This window comes from Nostoc sp. GT001 (assembly GCF_030382115.1).
Classification (GTDB): domain Bacteria; phylum Cyanobacteriota; class Cyanobacteriia; order Cyanobacteriales; family Nostocaceae; genus Nostoc.
In genome coordinates this window covers 5,884,181-5,904,457 of record NZ_JAUDRJ010000003.1, presented here as the reverse complement: position 1 = coordinate 5,904,457, position 20,277 = coordinate 5,884,181, and the positions used below count along the sequence as shown (strand labels likewise).

General features: G+C 42.1%; 21 protein-coding genes. 12 read left to right on the top strand and 9 right to left on the bottom strand.

The features are described 5' to 3' along the window. Positions 1-49: 49 nt before the first annotated feature. The 3 genes from QUD05_RS27810 to QUD05_RS27800 all read left to right on the top strand — a co-directional run bounded on the left by QUD05_RS27810 (position 50) and on the right by QUD05_RS27800 (position 2,500). Positions 50-1,069: an ABC transporter ATP-binding protein gene (locus QUD05_RS27810; RefSeq protein ID WP_289798888.1), complete on the top strand. Its 1,020-nt coding sequence runs from the start codon at positions 50-52 to the stop codon at positions 1,067-1,069. A 105-nt stretch (positions 1,070-1,174) separates the two neighbouring features. Continuing rightward, the gene (locus tag QUD05_RS27805) at positions 1,175-2,062 is read left to right on the top strand and encodes an ABC transporter permease (RefSeq protein ID WP_289798887.1); all 888 of its coding nucleotides are present in this window, start codon (positions 1,175-1,177) and stop codon (positions 2,060-2,062) included. 39 nt (positions 2,063-2,101) lie between these two features. Next, complete coding sequence (locus QUD05_RS27800; protein ID WP_289798886.1) at positions 2,102-2,500, top strand: hypothetical protein; 399 nt, start codon at positions 2,102-2,104, stop codon at positions 2,498-2,500. Positions 2,501-2,577: 77 nt separating this feature from the next. On the opposite strand, the gene QUD05_RS27795 is transcribed toward QUD05_RS27800, so the two are convergent. Next, complete coding sequence (locus tag QUD05_RS27795; protein ID WP_289798885.1) at positions 2,578-3,015, bottom strand: peroxiredoxin; 438 nt, start codon at positions 3,013-3,015, stop codon at positions 2,578-2,580. Positions 3,016-3,209: 194 nt separating this feature from the next. Here QUD05_RS27795 and QUD05_RS27790 point away from each other — a divergent pair, with 194 nt between their 5' ends. The 5 genes from QUD05_RS27790 to QUD05_RS27770 all read left to right on the top strand — a co-directional run bounded on the left by QUD05_RS27790 (position 3,210) and on the right by QUD05_RS27770 (position 6,498). Continuing rightward, positions 3,210-3,614, top strand: a complete 405-nt coding sequence (locus QUD05_RS27790; RefSeq protein WP_289798884.1) for an Npun_F0494 family protein — start codon at positions 3,210-3,212, stop codon at positions 3,612-3,614. A 372-nt stretch (positions 3,615-3,986) separates the two neighbouring features. Beyond that, complete coding sequence (cobQ, locus tag QUD05_RS27785; RefSeq protein ID WP_289798883.1) at positions 3,987-5,471, top strand: cobyric acid synthase CobQ; 1,485 nt, start codon at positions 3,987-3,989, stop codon at positions 5,469-5,471. Between the two features lie 212 nt (positions 5,472-5,683). Next, positions 5,684-5,920, top strand: a complete 237-nt coding sequence (locus QUD05_RS27780; RefSeq protein WP_289798882.1) for a 2Fe-2S iron-sulfur cluster-binding protein — start codon at positions 5,684-5,686, stop codon at positions 5,918-5,920. Positions 5,921-6,074: 154 nt separating this feature from the next. Continuing rightward, complete coding sequence (locus QUD05_RS27775) at positions 6,075-6,287, top strand: type II toxin-antitoxin system HicA family toxin (protein ID WP_289800101.1); 213 nt, start codon at positions 6,075-6,077, stop codon at positions 6,285-6,287. Further along, the gene (locus tag QUD05_RS27770; protein WP_289798881.1) at positions 6,280-6,498 is read left to right on the top strand and encodes a type II toxin-antitoxin system HicB family antitoxin; all 219 of its coding nucleotides are present in this window, start codon (positions 6,280-6,282) and stop codon (positions 6,496-6,498) included. Before QUD05_RS27775 ends, QUD05_RS27770 begins: the two co-directional genes overlap by 8 nt. Before the next feature lie 199 nt (positions 6,499-6,697). Here QUD05_RS27770 and QUD05_RS27765 read toward each other — a convergent pair whose 3' ends face one another. The 4 genes from QUD05_RS27765 to QUD05_RS27750 form a co-directional block, all read right to left on the bottom strand. Further along, positions 6,698-7,141, bottom strand: a complete 444-nt coding sequence (locus tag QUD05_RS27765) for an SRPBCC family protein (RefSeq protein ID WP_289798880.1) — start codon at positions 7,139-7,141, stop codon at positions 6,698-6,700. A gap of 42 nt (positions 7,142-7,183) precedes the next feature. Further along, positions 7,184-8,623: a 9,9'-di-cis-zeta-carotene desaturase gene (gene zds / locus QUD05_RS27760; protein WP_289798879.1), complete on the bottom strand. Its 1,440-nt coding sequence runs from the start codon at positions 8,621-8,623 to the stop codon at positions 7,184-7,186. Positions 8,624-8,900: 277 nt separating this feature from the next. Next, positions 8,901-9,077, bottom strand: a complete 177-nt coding sequence (locus QUD05_RS27755; RefSeq protein ID WP_289798878.1) for a ribbon-helix-helix domain-containing protein — start codon at positions 9,075-9,077, stop codon at positions 8,901-8,903. 2,044 nt (positions 9,078-11,121) lie between these two features. Further along, positions 11,122-12,753, bottom strand: a complete 1,632-nt coding sequence (locus QUD05_RS27750; RefSeq protein WP_289798877.1) for a DUF6930 domain-containing protein — start codon at positions 12,751-12,753, stop codon at positions 11,122-11,124. A 321-nt stretch (positions 12,754-13,074) separates the two neighbouring features. Here QUD05_RS27750 and QUD05_RS27745 point away from each other — a divergent pair, with 321 nt between their 5' ends. The 3 genes from QUD05_RS27745 (at position 13,075) to QUD05_RS27735 (ending at position 14,321) form a co-directional block, all read left to right on the top strand. After that, on the top strand, positions 13,075-13,431 hold the full coding sequence (locus QUD05_RS27745; protein ID WP_289798876.1) for an iron-sulfur cluster assembly accessory protein: 357 nt from the start codon (positions 13,075-13,077) through the stop codon (positions 13,429-13,431). Between the two features lie 95 nt (positions 13,432-13,526). Beyond that, a complete protein-coding gene (locus tag QUD05_RS27740; protein ID WP_194045447.1) occupies positions 13,527-13,949 on the top strand; it encodes a tetratricopeptide repeat protein in 423 nt (140 codons plus the stop codon). Positions 13,950-14,075: 126 nt separating this feature from the next. Beyond that, a complete protein-coding gene (locus QUD05_RS27735; RefSeq protein WP_094352470.1) occupies positions 14,076-14,321 on the top strand; it encodes a DUF8620 family protein in 246 nt (81 codons plus the stop codon). Positions 14,322-14,434: 113 nt separating this feature from the next. On the opposite strand, the gene thyD is transcribed toward QUD05_RS27735, so the two are convergent. After that, entirely contained in the window at positions 14,435-15,355 is a 921-nt protein-coding gene (gene thyD / locus QUD05_RS27730) for a thylakoid membrane protein ThyD (protein WP_289798875.1), read from the bottom strand. 229 nt (positions 15,356-15,584) lie between these two features. Between thyD and QUD05_RS27725 the strand changes: the two genes are divergently transcribed. Beyond that, a complete protein-coding gene (locus QUD05_RS27725; protein WP_289798874.1) occupies positions 15,585-15,932 on the top strand; it encodes a hypothetical protein in 348 nt (115 codons plus the stop codon). Between the two features lie 81 nt (positions 15,933-16,013). Here QUD05_RS27725 and QUD05_RS27720 read toward each other — a convergent pair whose 3' ends face one another. The 3 genes from QUD05_RS27720 to QUD05_RS27710 form a co-directional block, all read right to left on the bottom strand. Then, on the bottom strand, positions 16,014-16,502 hold the full coding sequence (locus QUD05_RS27720; protein ID WP_094352473.1) for an FHA domain-containing protein: 489 nt from the start codon (positions 16,500-16,502) through the stop codon (positions 16,014-16,016). A 197-nt stretch (positions 16,503-16,699) separates the two neighbouring features. Continuing rightward, positions 16,700-19,201: a heavy metal translocating P-type ATPase gene (locus QUD05_RS27715; protein WP_289798873.1), complete on the bottom strand. Its 2,502-nt coding sequence runs from the start codon at positions 19,199-19,201 to the stop codon at positions 16,700-16,702. A gap of 590 nt (positions 19,202-19,791) precedes the next feature. Further along, complete coding sequence (locus QUD05_RS27710; protein WP_289798872.1) at positions 19,792-20,067, bottom strand: TM2 domain-containing protein; 276 nt, start codon at positions 20,065-20,067, stop codon at positions 19,792-19,794. Between the last annotated feature and the right edge of the window lie 210 nt (positions 20,068-20,277).

Sequence of the window (20,277 nt, the reverse complement as noted above, 5' to 3'; positions counted from 1 at the left end):
CAATAAGGATAGACTTTATTGAGATTTGTATAGTTGGGGATCGGCTGTCATGGCTCCCGCCGTTTTAATTCAAAATCTGCAAAAACGTTACGGTACAGTGGTTGCCGTCCAAGATGTTTCCTTTCAGGTAGAACCAGGAGAAATTTTTGGTTTACTTGGCCCCAACGGTGCTGGGAAAACTACTACCTTGCGTGCTTTGTGTACGCTGACCACACCGGATGCAGGCATTATCGAAGTATCTGGCATCTCTGTGTTAGATAATCCCAGAGTGGCAAGACAACGACTAGGCTACGTAGCTCAGGAAGTCGCTATAGATAAGGTGTTGACCGGAAAAGAACTGCTGCAATTACAAGCAGCACTTTATCACCTTCCAGGCGCAGTAGCCAAACAGCGTATTGAAACGGTATTAGATTTACTCGGTTTGCAAGAATACGCTAACAAAAAGACAGGAACCTACTCAGGCGGTTTACGCAAGCGCCTAGACTTGGCTGCCGGGTTGCTCCATGCACCGGATGTTTTGGTGTTGGACGAGCCAACTGTGGGACTTGACATAGAAACTCGTTTTGTGGTATGGGATTTCCTGAGAAAATTACGCGCCTCTGGGACGACGGTAGTAATTACCAGCCATTATTTAGAAGAAATTGACGCTTTAGCCGATCGCGTGGCAATTATAGATCGCGGCGTTGTAATTGCAAGTGGTACACCTTCGCAATTGAAAGATCAAGTAGGGGGCGATCGCATCACCTTGCGAATCCGCGAGTTTTCCCCCATTGAGGAAGCTGAGAAAGCTAAAAACCTCCTGAAACCTTTGCCCTTTGTCCAAGAAGTCATCATCAACAGCGCTCAAGGTAATTCGCTCAACTTGGTAGTGACACCTCAGAATGATGTTCTTACTAACATACAGCAATCGCTGAATACCGCTGGCTTGCCCATATTTGGCATCGCCCAATCTCGCCCCAGCCTTGATGACGTTTATCTCGCTGCCACAGGACGCACCTTATTGGATGCAGAACTCGCAGCCGTCGCCACCCGCGATCCCAAAGCTGAAAAGAAGCAGAATATGAGATAGGTAGGGAGCAGGGGAGCAGGGGAGCAGTAGCAGTAAGTCTTTCCCCTCCGCACCTCTGCCTCTTGTGCCCAATCTAAAATCCAAAATCCAAAATCCAAAATTGCTATGAGTGTTACTCCTAAATCTGATATCAATTGGCAACCATTAGCATCGCCACAAGTAGATACTAATACTGCACCTAACTTTTTCGGTGAATTGGTACAAGAGACGTTGGCTTTAACTCGTCGCTTGTTTATTCAGTTGCAACGCCGTCCCTCATCTTTAGTCGCTGGAATTATTCAGCCAGTAATGTGGTTAGTGCTATTTGGTGCTTTGTTCCAAAATGCTCCCAAAGGTATATTTGGCAATACAACAAATTACGGTCAATTTTTGGCTGCTGGCATCATTGTGTTTACAGCCTTTGCTGGGGCGCTGAATGCTGGTTTACCTGTAATGTTTGACCGCGAATTCGGCTTTTTGAATCGTTTGCTGGTAGCACCGTTAGCATCACGATTTTCCATTGTTTTTGCCTCAGCCATCTTTATCATCAGCCAAAGTTTGTTACAAGCAGCTGTAATTGTAGCAGCAGCGGCGTTCTTGGGGGCTGGACTACCCGATGTAGCGGGTTTAAGTGCGATCGCTCTAATTGTTTTACTCTTAGCTTTGGGTGTAACAGCTATCTCTCTCGGTTTAGCTTTCGCTTTACCCGGCCACATTGAATTGATTGCAGTGATTTTCGTCACCAACCTCCCATTATTGTTTGCTAGTACAGCTTTAGCACCTCTATCCTTCATGCCTCAGTGGTTGCAGGTTGTAGCTACTCTAAATCCTCTCAGCTATGCGATCGAACCAATTCGCTATCTATATTTCCATAGTAATTGGGCACTAAGTAGTGTAGTTATGCAAGCTCCTTGGGGCGATGTTACCTTTGGGGGAGCATTGCTGGTGTTGTTTGGCTTTGCCCTAGTCGCCTTGCTAAGTATTCAACCCCAACTGCGGCGGACTCTGGCTTAAAAAGATAAAATAGATCAATTTTATTTAGGGTCAAAACCCATGAAAAAACCATTTTTACAAATTACTAGACTCTTTCTAGCTACGGCAGCAGGAATTAGCTTTGCTTCCTTGCTTATGGCTCAACCAAGTTCCGCTCAAATCAGCAGCCCAACGGATGCTTTCCCCAGCAATAGTACAACAGACCAAAATACCGATCCTTTCGCCCGTTCAAACTCAGACAATTTCAATATGTTCGATCTGATTCATCGGGCAAATTTCGGGAATCTCAACTGGGATTCTAACCAACAGAACGAAGAACTCAACTCAGCAGCAGCAGCCTTTAAAGCAAGGCAACAAAAACTAATTCAAGGTCAACAACAGCAACCTACCCTCAGTTTGCCAACGGTTACACAACCATCAGTTACGCCGCCATTGGTGACACCACCATCAGGTAACTGAATCAAACAAAGAACCCCAAGCCTCTAGAAGCTTGGGGCTAAGACTATTTAAAAAATCCTGAATTATCAGGTAAAAAACTACAGCCCAAGTGCAGCTAAAATATCGCTAGCATGGTTGCTGGTATTTACATTAGCGTCAACATGGGTAATTTTGCCGCTGGGGTCAATTACGTAGGTGACGCGCTTGGCATAACCGCCGCCATCCACATCGAAAGCTTTGATGAGGGATTTGTCGCTGTCAGCCAGTAGGGGAAAATTCAAATTATATTTTTGGGTGAATGCTTGATGGGAGACTTCATCATCTGCACTGACTCCCAAGATGACAATATCTTTACCTTGATATTGAGACTGGGCATCCCGAAAACTACAGGCTTGTTTGGTGCAGCCTGGCGTGTCATCTTTGGGGTAAAAATACAAAACAACCGTCTTTCCGGCAAAATCAGATAACGAGACTGTATTGCCGTTTGTATCTTTGGCGGTAAATGCAGGTGCATCCGTACCAACTGCTAGAGGCATAATTAACCTTTCCTGTTTCAGATTGTTGATGCACTTGAAATTTTACATTAATTTATAATGTTTAAATATAATTACTAAAAAATAGGATAAATACACTTTAGGTAACTAATTTTGGTTTAATGGGGTATTTGGTACAAGAAAAAATATATTCTTAAATTAATCTTTGTTAGAAGAAAAATTTCTACCAATACACAATGGCTGCTGTTGATTCCCAAAACCCAAATATTTTTGTCTATCCTCAAAGCACAGTAGAAAGAGCCGAGCGATCGCTAGTGTGTTCGCCTTTTAATGTATCTTTATTTGAAATGATGGGTCATCAGAGTGTATCAGTAACTGCGATCGCTCTGGAAAATGGACTCAAGCAGGGTTATACTAAACGCCCTTTATCAGAATTAGCCTGTGATGACGCTTTGGGCTGGTTGATTCAAGTAGGTGTATTGCGCCGAGAAGTCGATGGTCAGGGAATTACAGATAGTTTTCGTCTCACTCCCTTGGGACGCCAGTTAGTGGAACAATACCAGGGTAAAAATTGGCGTACTCCTTCATGGCGTGATCGTTTCTATGATGCTGTGATTCGTTGGTTACGGATACCTTTTTAGAANNNAAAATCCAAGAGTTAGGATTAGGGAATCAAAGGGAACAATATACACGGAAACATCATATCTATTCANNNAGTCTTTACCATAACCATCCAACTGCAATTTGTGATGGTTATAGTGGGCTTGGGCACTTGTACNNNGCGNNNTCGAAGTATTGGGCATGGGGCATTGGGCATGGGGCATTGGGCATTGGGCATTGGGCATGGGGAAAGGGAAAGGGGTAAGGGGAAAAGGGGAAAGATTAAATTTATTCCTTTTCCCTTTAACCTTTAACCTTTTCCCCTGCTCCCCCGCTTTTCCACTCCCCCTGCTCCCTTGTTGTTCGCTCCTAAAAATTAACTCTGTATCTTGAAAAACTAAGTGATAGCAACTATGAAATCAATTATGGTAGTGGGGACAACATCCCATGCAGGGAAATCACTTTTAACTACAGCTATTTGTCGCATTCTGTCGCGGCGTGGTTGGCGAGTGGCTCCCTTTAAAGGTCAAAATATGGCTTTAAATGCTTATGTCACTGCCAGTGGTGGAGAAATTGGCTACGCTCAAGCAGTGCAAGCTTGGGCGGCGGGAGTCGTGCCTTGGGTAGAAATGAACCCAATTTTACTCAAACCTCAAGGGGATATGACTTCCCAAGTAATTATTAAAGGTAGGTCTGTAGGTAAAGTCAGTGCCTCAGATTACTACGAGCAATATTTTGAACTGGGGTGGCGGACAATTGAAGAATCGCTACAGCATTTAGGAACAGAATTTGACATGGTGGTTTGTGAAGGTGCTGGTAGTCCAGCAGAGATTAACCTCAAGCACCGCGACTTAACTAATATGCGGGTAGCAAAACATTTAAATGCACCAACCATGTTAGTAGTTGATATTGATCGGGGTGGTGCTTTTGCCCATGTGGTAGGGACTCTAGAGTTATTAGAACCGGATGAACGCGCCTTAATTAAGGGTATAGTAATTAACAAGTTTCGAGGACAGCGATCGCTATTAGATCCAGGGATAAAATGGTTAGAAGAACGCACAGGTATCCCCGTTATCGGTGTTATACCTTACTTGCAAGAAATGTTTCCAGCAGAGGATTCCCTTGACTTACTAGAACGTCAATCGTCGTCGAGTAAAGCGCAAACTGACCTCAACATTGCCGTCATCCGCTTACCAAGAATTGCCAATTTCACCGACTTTGACCCACTGGAATCAGAAAGTACAGTTTCAATTAAATACTTAAGTCCTAAGCAAGATTTGGGACATCCTGATGCCGTGATTATCCCAGGTACAAAGACCACAATTGCTGATTTGCTACTGCTGCAAAAAAGCGGTATGGCAGAAGCTATCCAAAACTACGCTGCTTCTGGGGGGACAGTTTTAGGTATCTGCGGTGGCTATCAAATGCTCGGTCAAATCATCGCCGATCCAGAAGGGATAGAGGGACAAGCTGGCAGATTTCAAGGGTTAAATCTTTTACCAATCAGAACTGTAATTACAGGACAAAAAATCGCCCGCCAGCGCCAAGTTAGCTCAAATTATCCCCAACAAGGTTTACCAGTTAATGGCTTTGAAATCCACCAAGGGCGATCGCGCATTGAACAGCAAGGTATAGATCCCCAATCCTACCATGCCCTATTTGACGATATTAATTTAGGGTTAGTAGATAGTTGTCAATCAGTGTGGGGAAGTTACCTGCACGGGCTTTTTGACAATGGGCCTTGGCGACGCGCTTGGTTAAATCGCCTCCGTCAACAGCGGGGTTTAAAATCTTTGCCCACTGGTGTTGCTAACTATCGAGAACAGCGAGAGCAGATTTTGGACTCTCTAGCCATTGAAGTTGAAAGCCATTTGGACTTAAGTCTGTTTTTGTCTTAAGCTAAAATTCGTTGAAATGTCATTAGTCATTGGTCACTTGTACAGAGTTTCGACTGCGCTCAACTACCGCGTAGTCGTTGGCGTGGTAACAGAGCGTAGTCGTTCGCGGAGCGTCTCGTAGAGAAGTGCAGCCTCTCGTAGAGAAGTATTGGTCATTTGCAAAGGACAAAGGACAACTGACAAATGACAACTCTATTAAATGCGTAATATTGATGATTGTTCGTGTCCGTTTTTTACCAGATGATGTCACAGTAGATGCCGAAGTGGGAGAAGCCCTCTTAGACGTAGCAGACCGGGCTGGGGTATTTATTCCCACCGGTTGTCTCATGGGATCTTGTCACGCTTGCACCGTCGAATTAGAGGATGGAGAGATTGTTCGCGCTTGTATCACCGGAGTACCGCCACGCGAGGAATTGACGATTAATTTGTTTAGCGACCCAACTTGGTAATGTCAGTCCTGGTTATTTGACAAGGACTAGTATAGTAAAACAAGTCAATGCATAAACAAAAATCTAATCAATGATTAGATTCTTTTGGATAGACAGCAAGGAATATTTAAACCATTGTTTTTTACTGTGGCGATCGCATTTTTTAATAAAATTAATGCCAAAGAAAATCCGGGAACTGAAGCAAATGCTTTCCCAAGTAGGTTTTACAGAAGTCCCAGGAAAAGGAAGTCATACTAACTGGGTGCATCCCCTATATAGTGGAAAAATCACGATTTCAGGCAAAGACGGAGCAGATGCTAAACGCTACCAAGAGAAGGAAGTGAAACAGGCAATTGAGGAAGTAGAAGGGACAGAAAAAGATGAGTAAGCTTAAGTACCAAATGATTATTCAGTGGTCTGATGAAGATGATTGCTTCTTAGTAGGATTCCCTGATTTTCCAGGACAACGCTGGCGGACTCATGGAGATACTTACGAGTTAGCTGTGGCAAATGGGATTGAAGCCTTAGAGTCTCTAATTATTGCTTATGAAGCTACAGGTGATTCACTTCCAGAACCAACAGTAAGTAGAGTGCGTTAAGGCGATTGAGTAGGTGGTAACTAATGCTGCACAATTTGCGCGATCGCAATTTTTTGGTTTAAATCGTATTTTTATGTATTAAAGAATTCTTAAATTTTTACTTCGTAATAAAGACACCGATTAAAAATCTATATTTTTCCTTCTAGGCAGCAAGAAACTTTTACCCATTGTTCCTTACTGCCTGGTTTTGCTATCTATATCAATTAGCTTTAACATTCAGCGCGTATTCTTTAAACCTTTCCAAATCAGCTTGAATCGTTGATTCAACTATCCGCCCCAAAAACAAGTTATCCATAATTTTGCCAAGAATGCCGGGGATAGCATAAGAAATAGTCATTTTAACAATACTACTATTGTGGCGATCGTAAAAGCGAATCGCTCCCTGATTTGGCAAACCATCAACCGATTCCCATTGGATAATTTGGTTAGGAATAACTTTGAGAATTCGGGATTGCCAAGAAAATTCTAGACTGCCAGTTTTTAATTTCCAAAGAGATATATCTGGATTATCTGGCGGAATTTTCACTGAATCAATCCACTTCATCCACCGGGGCATTTGCTCCAAATCAGACCAGAGGCTCCATACTAAATCTATGGGAGCCTCTACTTCTACCTGCACAGTATGCTCTAACCAATCTGACATCTCTACTTCTTCCTTTGCGCCCTTTGCGCCCTTTGCGGTTGGTTATTTCTTCAAACTCTCCAAAATCACTTTTGCCGCCCGTCGTCCAGAAATAGTAGCACCTTCCATGCTGTCGATGTAGTCTTGCTGAGTATAACTGCCTGCAAGGAAGAAATTATCTACTGGTGTTTTTTGGTTAGGACGATACGCATCCATCCCTGGCGCTTCTCGGTAGAGAGACTGAGCAAGCTTTACAACACTGTACCAAGTCATATTTAGCTCCCGCGACGAGGGAAACAGTTCATGAACTTGCTTGAGAACATGTTGTGCGATCGCTTCATTACTTTGTCCAATAAACGGATCTCCCGGTGTCAGCACTAGCTGTAACAAAGACCCCTGTCCTGGGCGATAATAATCAGCAGGGCTAGTCAACGCTAAATCGGCAAAACAAGAAAAGTCAGCATCGGCTGTGTAAAGTAAATTATCGATTCCAGCCGCATGGTTTAGCTGTTTACGTTGCTCTCCATCCTTCAGTTCTGTTACCCAACCATCAAAGCGTAACTGCACTGTAGCCACTGGCACTGCATCGAGTTTGTAAATATTGTCAAATTCTGACCACTTACGCCACTCGTGGGGTAGGATGCGTTGAATTCCTGGAACATCACAGGCAAAAACGTAAGCATCAGCGGTGATAGTTTCTACTGCATCACCTTGCGCAACCACTATACCAGTGACACGGGTTTGTTTGGCTGACTCAGTAAACTGAATTTCCCGAACTTGTCGGCGCGTGTAAATTTTGGTGCCTCTAGCTTCCAGATATTCCAGAATCGGCTTGTGTAAATATTCAGATGGAGAACCTTCCAGCATTCGTAAAACTGAAGCTTCAGTTCTAACTGCAAATAGCTGGAATATGGTTAACATACAACGGGCAGACATATTTTCGCAATCAATAAATCCCAATGCGTAAGCAATCGGGTTCCACATCCGCTTGATGCTGCCATTACTTCCACCATGACTGCGGAACCAATCAGCAAAGCTAACTTTATCTAAATTGCGGATAGTTTTCATCGCCCCATCAAAGTCTACCAATCCGCGAACTACCGGACTAGTACCCAAAGCGATCGCATTTTGCAATTTATCCTGCAACGATAGTTGGGAAGTAGTGAAAAATGCCTTTAACCCATTGAAAGGCGCACCTGTAATAAAACGAAAATCTAAAGCACCAGTGCGCCCACCTTTATTAATAAAAGTGTGGGTATGTTCCTTGAGGCGTAAGTTTTCTAACACCCCCACTTTTTTCATTAAGTCAAATAGTTGGTAGTAGCACCCGAAAAATACATGCAACCCCATTTCTAGATGGTTGCCATCTCCATCAACCCAACTGCCAACTTTACCACCGACAAACGGACGAGACTCAAAAATCTCTATTTCACAACCAGCATCAGCTAAATCTACTGCGGTTGCTAGCCCAGCCAGTCCCGCACCTACGATTGCAACACGCATTCCGTCGTTCCTTTTCAGTTTCTTTACAGATTGTAACTGGGTTGGTGTCGGAATTTGCTACTTAATATCAACTCTAGCAGCATATTAAGGCTTGCCAATATCGATATTAAAACTTCTTTGATTACTTTTTTTAGTCCCGGTAAATGACCAGACGCGATAAAAACGCGTCTGTATCATCTAGACAAACTTTTGTCCATAGCGACGGACTCTCAAAAGTATCAGAGATATTTTTTTGTTGGCAAAGCTGTTTTCTGGATAATGTTGTGAAATTAACTTCTTAGTTGTTTGCATCTTTGTTGTCGTCGGAGACAGGCAAACTTCTAATCAGTTCACGAATTACGTCAGTTGCAGGTCTACCTGTTTGTTGGCAATATTTTTCTAGTTTTTCCGCTTCCTGCGTTGCGAGATTAACTGTTATGCGTTTAACTGCCCATTTTTTATTTGTCATTATCATGCTATCTGCTGTATATTTAGCTGGTCGAAAGAGTCTAAATTAATGAGGGAACCGATAAGGTTATCAGAGTTTGTCTCAGGAAACAAGTAATACCATTAATATTAAAAATGTTTGTTTTGGCAAAGGATTGATCATTTTCTAAAAAAATCAAAATACTACANCTNNNTTTGTTACTATTGTGACAGCATAAATAGCACATAGTTGCTTTTGAAGATAATAACCCTACTAACAGCATGAGTAAAGCCTGACAATGAAATTTTATAAAGGAATTCGAGATACCTACTATTGACTCAATGAAGATTTCCAAAGTTATTCTCCATTGAAAGCATTTGACCTTCTCTCTTAACTAAGTTTGCCAAACTCACTTGGAGAGAATATCTGCTAGAACCCCAAAAAATAAAGCTTCAGAATCATTATCATGCTGAAATACTGGTTGACAGGCGGTTTAGAGTGATGTGTATAGAGCGTGAATAGTGACTTAGAAAGTAGGCAAATCAGCGATCACTTTAAAACAAACACCCATATGTAACCAGACTGCAACCAATAACTTAAGAGCTACTTGAACTGTTATGAATTTTGGCTTACTTCGATCAAGCTGATTGCTTTTCACTGCCAATACAGTAGCCAGAAAAAAAGGGAACAACGCTCAGTCTACTGAGTGTAAATTGCCAAGTATCTTGGTAAATTTTGACAGCAATATCTGTAATTTCACACAGACAAATTAATCCAGAATATATGTGATGTTACTTGACTGTTGCCGATAATAATATTTTAGTTTTGTTTCATACTTTTACAATAAATTATCCTCAGAATGCAATGAAGTATTGCATACTTTTATCTTCTTTCTAGCGATATAGCTTGCTTGAAAATCAGCAGTTTTTTGCGATTTTTCGTCTTCATCTATCTGGAGGTTATATAAATCATTTTTAGCCAAGTAGGGCGTTATAAGTTTTACATAAGACATTTTCCTCATATCTAAGTCCAGATATAAATTACTGCCAATAAAATTTTTATTACAACTATTTTTATCTGGTAAGTATACCCATATAAATAATCGTATCTTTTAAATTTTTCGGCATTGTGTTTATTATAGCTATTATTTACGCACTTTAAATAATCTTCATTTAGACACTAATAAAGCTATTTTTCCTCCTTTATAAAAAAATTACAAAGAAAAACATATGTATCTGAACTTTTGCTTAATGATATTGATATATAACAGGATGCTAAACTCAAAAACTTGTTAAAAAAAAGATTCCAATATCTAAGTGCATCAGTTAGCTTTGATTCAAGCAGTCTTTGTAGATAAAATTTTATTTTTTTGTCGTTATTTATACCTAAAATATTTAGATAAAATAACTAGAAAACTATGAAAATACAGGTACTTCATGAAATTTAGGTAAAGTTAGCTTCTCAAGATTGGTCGCGTATTAGTATTGACATATACATGAATATTCATTACAAAGTGCCGCACCCTGATAGGTACGCAGATTGCAAAGACTGAGTGGAGCCGGAAGCACTCTGCCTCTACTTAAAAGACTGCCTACAAGGGATGGGGTATATACCAATATGGTTTTGTTAAGGGTTATTGTTGTAAACGATTGGTTTTTCAAGACGCGATAAATCACGCCTCTACATCTGGGTTTTGTTGCTCATTCTGAACTTTTTTTGGGGTATATACAAAAGTGAAAACCCTGAGTCCTGTTTACTTCCCTGAAACAGTTACTCCTTAATTCAGAATTCTGAATTAAGGAGTAAAACACTCTTTATATCTGGGTAACAGACTTAGCTTGTGTAACTCACCAACTGGAAATCTGCTGTCAATGATGCGTTCTAACTTCAATCCCCAGGTTTTGCTATGGGGTAAGATAGTATCTCAGCATTGGTGAATTAACACTCCGTTGGTAAAGAGAAGGAGGGTAAACGTTAAAAGGCAAAGCCTTCCCTTTTTTGCTCTCAAATGCAGTTTTAATCAATCAAATACACATCAACTTAATTACTCATGCCGATAATTTGAGATTGAGGATTGCGGCAATTCATACAATTATTCAAATTTCAGTTGGGGCATAAGTTGGAGAGTGCCAATACCTAAATCTTTAGGTGAAAGCGATCGCCCTTCAAACAAAGCCATCATATCTCGTAACTGAGGATTGCCACGGGAGGCTCCTGTTAGTCCTTTGGCAATGATTAAGCCACAGTATCCCTGAGTATTTTTACACCGCTGATTCCATTTTTTTCGGGCTTCGACATGAATCGGATCTTCATCTAAAAATTCACCGAATAGGAACAATTCGCCATTTTGAGTTTGCAATAAACCCAGGTCGTAGCGATCGCCATCAAAAGGATCGGCACCTGGATTAAAGCAAATTGCTCTCAATCCGCCTGCTGCTTCAATTCTTTCAATTACAGTCTTCGCCTTAGGNCGAGAAGTTTGAATTAAAATCACCGACAAACCATCACCCACTTGTTCGATTTCACTAGCCTGGTAGTAGCTGACCCCCTTTCGTAGAGAATCCAATATTTCCCAAGACACTACACCTAAGCTGAGGAAGGAATCTTCTGGTATCAAGTCATCTCGCAATGATTGGAAATCAAGGTTGTCAATCTCCTCATCATCAATACCAAAGCCTGCCATTTCCTCTAATTCTGCTGCTAACTGCGGCATGGTAGAGACTGTTACAGGCACTGATTTAGTTGATTCTTCCGACTGCGGTAGAGAAATGCGATAGCGACGGCCCAGAGTAGGGAAGATATCCTCATGAAGTTGGCGACGGTGATCCCGAATAAAGCGGCTCAGGCTTTCGATCGCAACCAACATTACCAATGCCTCTTCGTCATACAAAACAGACCGTAGTCCTTCTAAGGGGTGGATATTACCAAAAGTCGGGTCAATTTCTGATAATGGCAGATCCGCCAAATCATCTTCTTCATCGTCATCTTCATCGGTTTCGTCAACGCTCTCAAAAGTGAGAAACAAGCAATCTTGCTTGAGGAACGCTTCTTCTAGATGCTCAGTTGATTCTTCATCCGTTAAAACTGCGGCGCGAAACTGTTTTAAAGACTCTTCTGAGCGATAAAACAAAATCCCATACTCCATTCCCAGCATTCCCATAACTGAGGCGTAGAGTGTGCCAACATCCCACTTATTAATCTCGATTGACAAAATTTGCTGTTCTTGCAAAAATTCCCAAGGTGCTGCTTGCCAAATTGCAAATGCTTTCTCTCGCAAGATTTGTGCATACTGCGGGGGTAAGTCGGGGGTTTGACTATCGAGGATGTCGGCGAATCCACGAAATAGTTCGTCAATTAAAGGCAGTTCTGGTGCATAGTCAATGGCGATATCCAAATCTTGCAGTACTCCCCGCAGATAAAATTGGATCTCGCGGTCTTTGACTACAATTCTTTGGGGTCTAGCAGGCCTTGCTGGACTTTGAGGATGCTCCATTGCTTGCATTAAGGTGCGAACTATTGCTTCTGAGCCAATATCTGAAGCTACCACGTCCATTCCTCGAACAACACCTTGGGAGTAATCTACCCAAAGAATGCATTCTCCCTTTGCATCTGAGTCGGACAGATGGTTTGGTGATGACAACGGACGGCGATCGCCCTCCCATACAGAAGGAATTTGAGTTAATTTCTTCAACCGACGACTGGTAGAGCGATTAAAACTTGTCATAGAGATCAAAAGAAGCAATTTGGAACTAAACTTTGGGGGNNNGCTAGCCTCGGANNNAATTTTTATGGCTGCACCTGAAGGGTGGTTGCTTCTGTTGCTGCCGTAAGGCTTAAATTTTAAGAATACCGAATGTATAAACACATTGAGTCTNCTAATTCTAGAATAAAAATCTTTGGCTACTTTTGACGGAGTGTTTACAATTTGGTATCTAGCAACATCTAAGCCGCTAGAATGAATACAAAAACACTTAACNGAGCAACCCAGAAGCATTACAAGCCGATATAGGGTAACGCTTATACTAATTAAGGAGTTGAAAAGCAGATGACACAAGCAATTCAGCCTCAACAACGCGGAATTCTGTTGAGCGAAGCCGCATTGCACCAGGTAAAATCCCTCCGGGACAAGCAAGGCACAGACTTCTGCTTACGGGTAGGAGTGCGTCAGGGTGGCTGTTCTGGGATGTCTTACATGATGGATTTTGAAGATACCAGCAAAATCACCCCTGATGATGAAGTTTTTGACTATGACGGCTTTAAAATTGTCAGCGATCGCAAGAGTTTGTTATATCTCTACGGTTTAATGCTCGATTACAGCGATGCCATGATTGGCGGTGGTTTCCAATTTACTAACCCCAATGCTAATCAAACTTGTGGTTGCGGCAAGTCATTTGGGGTGTAATATTGTCAGTTGTCCTTTGTCATTTGTCTTTTGCAAATGACCAATACTTCGACTACGCTCAGTACAAGTGGCTAATGACCAATGACTAATGACCAATGACTAATACAGTTGAATCCCTGTTTGATACAGGTTTAGAACGCTATAAAGCAGGAGAATCAGCAGAATCTTTAATCCCTGTATTTAAAGAAGTGTGCGATCGCGCTCCTAAAACTAGTGCTGCTTGGGTTTGTTTAGCATGGTTGTATCTACTCGACAACAAACCCAATTTGGCTTACAAAGCTGGACAGAAGGCAGTCAAGTTAAATCCCCAAGATCCCCAGGCTAGAATCAATCTCGCCTTAGCAATGCTGGAAACAAAGCAAAAAGGTTTGCGGGAACACATTGACATAGCACAGCAGTTGATATTTGTCAATGAAGAATGGAGCGATGAAATAAAAAATAGTATTGAGGACGGTTTAAGTAGAAAACCAGATTGGCAGAGTTTAACAAAAGTCAAAAATTGGCTGTTTGAAAAGTAAAAGATGGGGAGTGGGGAGTAAGAATTTTAGATTTGAGATTTTGGATTTTAGATTGAAATTTAATCCAAAATCTTAAATCCAAAATTGAATTGCCCCATTCCCAATTTCCCATTCCCCAATCCAATCATGAAAGATAAATTGTTAAATTGGCTAAACATGGTTTTAGTCGCCGATGTTTTTTTGGTTTTGTTTGGTTTTGGCTGGTTAGCGATCGCTGCGATCGGTGATGCCGCTGGAGTAAACTTGGGTTTAGATTTGTGGCATCAACTGTGGCAACCCTTGTTTAACCCCGCAATTGGCATTCTCATGGGCGGTGCAATTCTCAGCGGTATTATCAGTTGGGTTTCCAAAAAATTTCTTTCTAGTCAATAGTCAAAGAATAAGGCATGGGGCAATTCAATTTTGGATTTTGGATTTGAGATTTTGGATTAAATTTCGATCTAAAATCCAAAATCTAAAATTCTTGCTCCGCACTCCCTTTGAATCTATGTAAGAATTTGTGTTAATGCTGATTGCAAATTAGGATATTTGTACTCAAAGCCTGTTTGCACAGTGCGTTTTGGGATAACTTGCTGACCTTCTAAAACTACTATAGCCCCGTCTCCTAAAAGAGCTTCGATCGCAAAAGCAGGAACAGGCAACCAAGAAGGTCGATTCATCACTTGTCCCAAAGCTTGGCTTAAATCTGCCATCCGAACTGGGTTAGGGGCAGTGGCATTATATACACCTTCTATTTCCGGTTTAGTTAAAGCTTGCAAAATCAGGTTAACTAAATCGTCTACGTGAATCCATGAGAACCACTGCCGACCACTGCCAATAGGCCCGCCAGCAAAGAGTTTGAAAGGCGGAATCATTTTACCTAAAGCACCACCATTGCCCAGAACAATTCCAAAACGCAGAATTACCAGTCGCACACCAGCATCTTTTACTTTTCTCGCTTCAGCTTCCCAGGCTTGGCAGACTTGGGCAAGAAAATCGTTACCAGATAGACTGGTTTCATCAAAGGTAGCCGTTTCACTGGTGCCGTAGTAGCCAATAGCTGAAGCGTTAATTAACACTGATGGTTGAGGATTAGCGTTGGCTATTGCTTCAACTATTTTTTGTGTACCTAACTTTCGGCTATTGAGGATTTCTTGTTTCCGTTCTGGTGTCCAGCGTCCTTCACCAATAGGTTCTCCTGCCAAATTAACTACGCCATCACAACTAGCGATGACACCTTGCCAAGAACCAGATGCATTTGGTGTATAGGCAACAATTTCTACATTAGGGAAAGCCTCAGAGGGAAAAACCTTTTGAGCAAAAGTGGTATTCCGAGTTAATACTACTGTTTTATGACCTTCCCCGTGTAATCGTTGTACCAAACGACTACCGACAAATCCTGTTGCCCCAGTAATTGCGACTTTCATTTTCTACCTCAGCCAAACCTTTATTGTAAAGTTTTTGATCAAACTTTCAGCTTACCAAAGAAGTCAGAGGGCAGGAGGCAGGAGGTCACTGAGCGTAGTCGAAGTGTCCTGCCTCTTCGTTGACTGTATATCTGTACCTGCTCTGAAAAACTTTGATTTTTTAATGACTTTATATTTAGATACTTCGGTATTATAGGATGGACGGAGTGTTGCAAGGCTTGGGGCTATTATGGCTCGCTATACCTGTTCATTTATTGTTTCTGTTCCTAGTGACCATCTGTTGCCGTTACTTGTAGAACTTCTACAGGACTGTCAGTTGGATATTCAATATCACACAGCCGAATATATTATCGGTCGTGAGGTTCCTGGAAATGTTCCTTTTCCTAAATTAATAACAGTAGAAGTACTGATTGATAAATCAAAATCTACTGAAACGGAAACTCGCATGAGTATTGTGATTAAAAATGAAGAACTACCAATTCACCTAGATAATTACTGCCGACAAATGTTTGAGTTAATCAAGCAATCTATTGAAAGTAGCCGTCATTGGCATTTGATTGAAAGTATTGCAGGATAAGCTTTGGTGATTGAATTGATACTCCCACGGCTTGAAGCTGTGGAAGTGTCAGACTGTAATTGGTAGTTATAATTCACTCGCTTACTCCTCTAAATCCTCGGCCATCCCGGGGTTTATTAGTGTAATATCATACTCACTCGAATCTGTTTGTCCTAAACGCTGAGTATTTCTTAAAAGGTAATAAATGGCACGTACTTGAGGCCCAAAAACGATCTCGTCTTCATTTCTGAGATCGTGGGCTGGTATCTTGCGTCCATTAATCATCAAACCATTAGAACTAGGCTTACCTTTGGCATCGCCATCTACAATCCGGTAATAGTAGCTATGACTATTATGCTCTCGTGGCAATCTCACTAATGTGGCATGGCGGCGGGAGACAAACTGCGACATTAAACGGATATTACATTCGCGGTCTCTACCAATAGAGTAGACGGGGTGCTCCAGAGAAAATTCTTTGCGACCTTGATCGTCTTCAATAATTAGTAGATGGTTTTCATTAGTTTCTGCTGCCATTGACAAATCGGTGGAACTGTAATTGATTAAGATTTGTTTAGTATCGTATCTTGCCATTTTCGCGCACCATCACTCTGTGGTGCTAATCTAAATAAGCTTTAAAATTGCATAATACCTTGAAAGAGTAGAACATGGCCGTTCTACTCCAGTAGCTATGATAGCTTTGGTAAGTGTCTTAATCTGAAGACTGACTCCTGAATTGTGTTTTGATAACCAAGATTTGTGCTGGCAAATTGGACTTGTAAAGGAGTTTTCTACGGGCGATGAGCGAATCGCCGTAATAATATTGAGTTGGTGACGACGCTAACAGAGCTAAAAGCCATTAATGCAGCAGCACCAGATGGGTTAAGCACAAAACCCAGACTAGGGAATAAAACACCTGCTGCTAAAGGAATGCCAAGTGTATTATATGCAAAAGCCCAGAATAAATTTTGGCGGATTTTGTTGAAAGTGGCCCGACTAAGCTGAATAGATTCGACGACATCGTTTAGGCGATCGCGCATTAAAATAATTTCAGCAGTTTCCATCGCCACATCTGTCCCGGAGTGTAAAGCAATTCCTACATCAGCTTGGGATAAAGCTGGAGCATCGTTGATTCCATCTCCTACCATTGCGACTACCGAGTGCTGAGTTAGGAGTGGGGAGTTAGGAGTTAAGAGTGAGGAGTTAGGAGTTTTCTTTGCCCCCTTGTCTCCTTGTCCCCCTTGTCCCCTTGTCCCTTCTAACTGGAGAGACTGTATTGCCGCCGCTTTTTTAGCTGGGGGAACACCTGCTATTACATCAGCGCTATCTAATCCTAGTTGTTTGGCTATGGCACTAGCTGCTTCTAGGCGATCGCCACTGAGCAACATTACCCGTAAGCCCATCTGACGCAACTTATCTACAGTGGATCGAGCATCCGATCTGAGGGTATCAGAAACACCAATTAGTCCGGCTAAAGTTCCGCCAATTGCTACACAAACGACTGTTTTACCATCTGTTGCTAAATCCTGTGCTACCTGTTGTGTGGTTTCGTTAATTGCAATGCCGTGCCAACTCAACCATTCCCAGTTACCCAACAATACAACTGTGCCCTCTACCACAGCAGATACCCCTAGCCCTGGTTCCGTGTGAAAGTCTACAGCCTCTGGAATCGATAACTGTTGCCGTTGTGCCTCTTGCTGAATCGCTTTTGCTAGGGGATGGTGAGTACCGCTTTCTACGGCTGCTGCTAGTTGAATTAGGGAGTAGGGTTGACTACTCCCTATTGCGCACTCGCCATTCCCCATTTCCTCAATTAACAGACAATCTGTGACAATGGGATTACCTGTGGTGAGAGTGCCAGTTTTATCAAATACTACGGTGTTTAACTGGTGTACTCTTTCTAAAACGTCGCCACCTTTGATTAACAAACCTCGTTCTGCGCCCATAGCAGTTCCCACGAGAATGGCTGTTGGTGTGGCAAGTCCCAAAGCACAGGGACAGGCGACTACCATAACTGCGATCGCTAGTTTTAAACTAATTAATAAGGGAGAGGAATGGGCGTTATGTGTAGCGTGGTTCATCATTTCCATACCACCAGACATGGTGATATCAGTCCAAATGTGAGTACCGAAAAAGTACCAAAATCCAAATGTTAAGACAGATGCCGTCAACACTCCATAGGTAAAGTAACCAGCTACTGTATCTGCTAATTTCTGTACTGGTGCTTTCCGAGTTTGTGCAGCTTCTACTAGGGCGACAATTTGAGCTAGAGTTGTATCACTTCCAATCCGGGTTGCCCGAATAGCGATCGCTCCTGACTGGTTTAGTGTCCCCCCTGTCACCATATCTCCTGGTTTTTTGATTACTGGTACTGATTCCCCAGTCAACATGGATTCATCAACCGTTGTTTGACCAACCACCACTTCACCATCAACGGGGATTTTATCGCCTGGTAGCACTTGTAAGCATTCACCGACACGCACTTGTTCAGCAGGAATCTCAACACTAGAAGAACCCATTCCGGCTTTTTCTGGGTTGGCGATTAATCGCGCTAAGAGTGGCTGGAGTGCTAGTAATTTCCTAAATGCAGCCGCCGCGCGACCTCTAGCTTGTTGCTCTAATGTCCTTCCTAAGAGAATAAAGCCCAGCATCATTACTGGCTCGTCAAAGAAGCATTCCCAACCCAATTGGGGAAAAAGCAACGCTACTAAACTTGCAATGTAGGCTGTCAGCGTTCCCAATCCCACTAGGGTGTTCATGTTAGGCGCATTTCGCCGCCAGCCCAGCCAGCCATCTACTAAAATCGGACGACCGGGAATTAACAGCGCTACTGTCGCCAGTCCACAGTGAAACCAGATGTTATTTAGCACTGGCAGCACTGAGCTACCAAGATTACCAAAATGTCCACTTCCCGACAATAATAGTAAGATTGCAGCGATCGCTAACTGCCATAGAGAAGAACGCATTTCTCGGCGTTGTCGTTCTGCTGGATCTGGTAAGGTCGATATTTCGCCTGCTACTGTGCCATTAGCTTTTCGGGGTTGAGTCGGGAATCCAACGGCTGTTAATCGCTGTGCCAGTGCATCTACATCTATTGCACCAACTTCTGACTCTACAACTGCTACCTCTGTGGCCAGGTTCACACAGGCACTCTTGACTCCTGGATGTTGGATCAGCTGTCGCTCTACTGCGTTCACACACCCAGCACACTTCATACCCCCAACATCTAAAATAATCTTCTCTAGGATTGGGTCAAGTTCTAGGGCTGGCTTAGTTTTCGGGACAAGTTGCATGGCTTGTGTTTAGATTCGCTACAGAAATTCAACGCCTGACTAAAAGCGTCTCTAATTCGAGCGTAGGCTAAATATGGAACTATGACTCAATGTCAACCATATTAAAATTATTAATTTATCGTACTTTGTTGGGCATGAACGACTATCGCTGTACTTAATTCAAGGTTTCAAGTTCCTAGATTTATCTGTAGAGTTTTTAATTTTTAANTTTTTAATTTTTAATTCCCCTACAGGGGGTTGACAGTTCCAACGTCGATAAGTGACATAAATAATTGCTGCCACCTGTATTGGCGCGATCGCAATCAGGTTTTTGAAGAAATAGTTGATTTCTAAATGAGACATAACACTGAAATATCCTAAGCCTAACAAGAAGAATATTGCCCAATTAAGCTGTTTAGTTTTGAAAATAAGCATATCAATAAAAATAAATATAGGAGGTAGAAGTGCTATATAACTTCTGCTAAGGGTGAAGCGAAAGGGAAAAAGGATCTTTCTTTGGGTTGCTGCCCTTTATCCCTGCGCTTTTGCTGCAATCCTAAGCTTGGAAGTGGGTATCATTTTCTGCTTCCAGCAAGAAAGCTATTCTTGCACTAGAACCAGCCTTGCTTATTCACAAAATAGGTATTTACAAATCCTTCAGGGGATTTATTTAAGTAAATCATGCCTTCAATTAGACCTACAAGTTGCATAACTAACAAAGCAACGCCGTAGGTAAAAGAACCCCCAACTACAGAAATCACTAACATGATAAAGCCTTCCGAAGCGTATCCTAGAATAAACTTATGAACTCCGAATGCTCCCAGGATAATGCCACAGTAACCAGCGAGAAGTTGTTTGGTAGGGTGACTGGGGTTGAGATTTGCCATATAAGTGCTGCTCCTTGATAAGTGAGTATAAAAATAAAGTCTTTATTGTAATGGAAGCAAATACATTTACTTGCTTAATAAATAGATTTTTAATTTTTTCAGTCTGAGCAAGTCTCAAGATGAATAATTAAAATCAGCGTGCTTTTATTCCAGAGGAGACGCCAAGATGTCTTGCAGTTTAGACCGAACTGGCGCTCCTTGATGACTTTT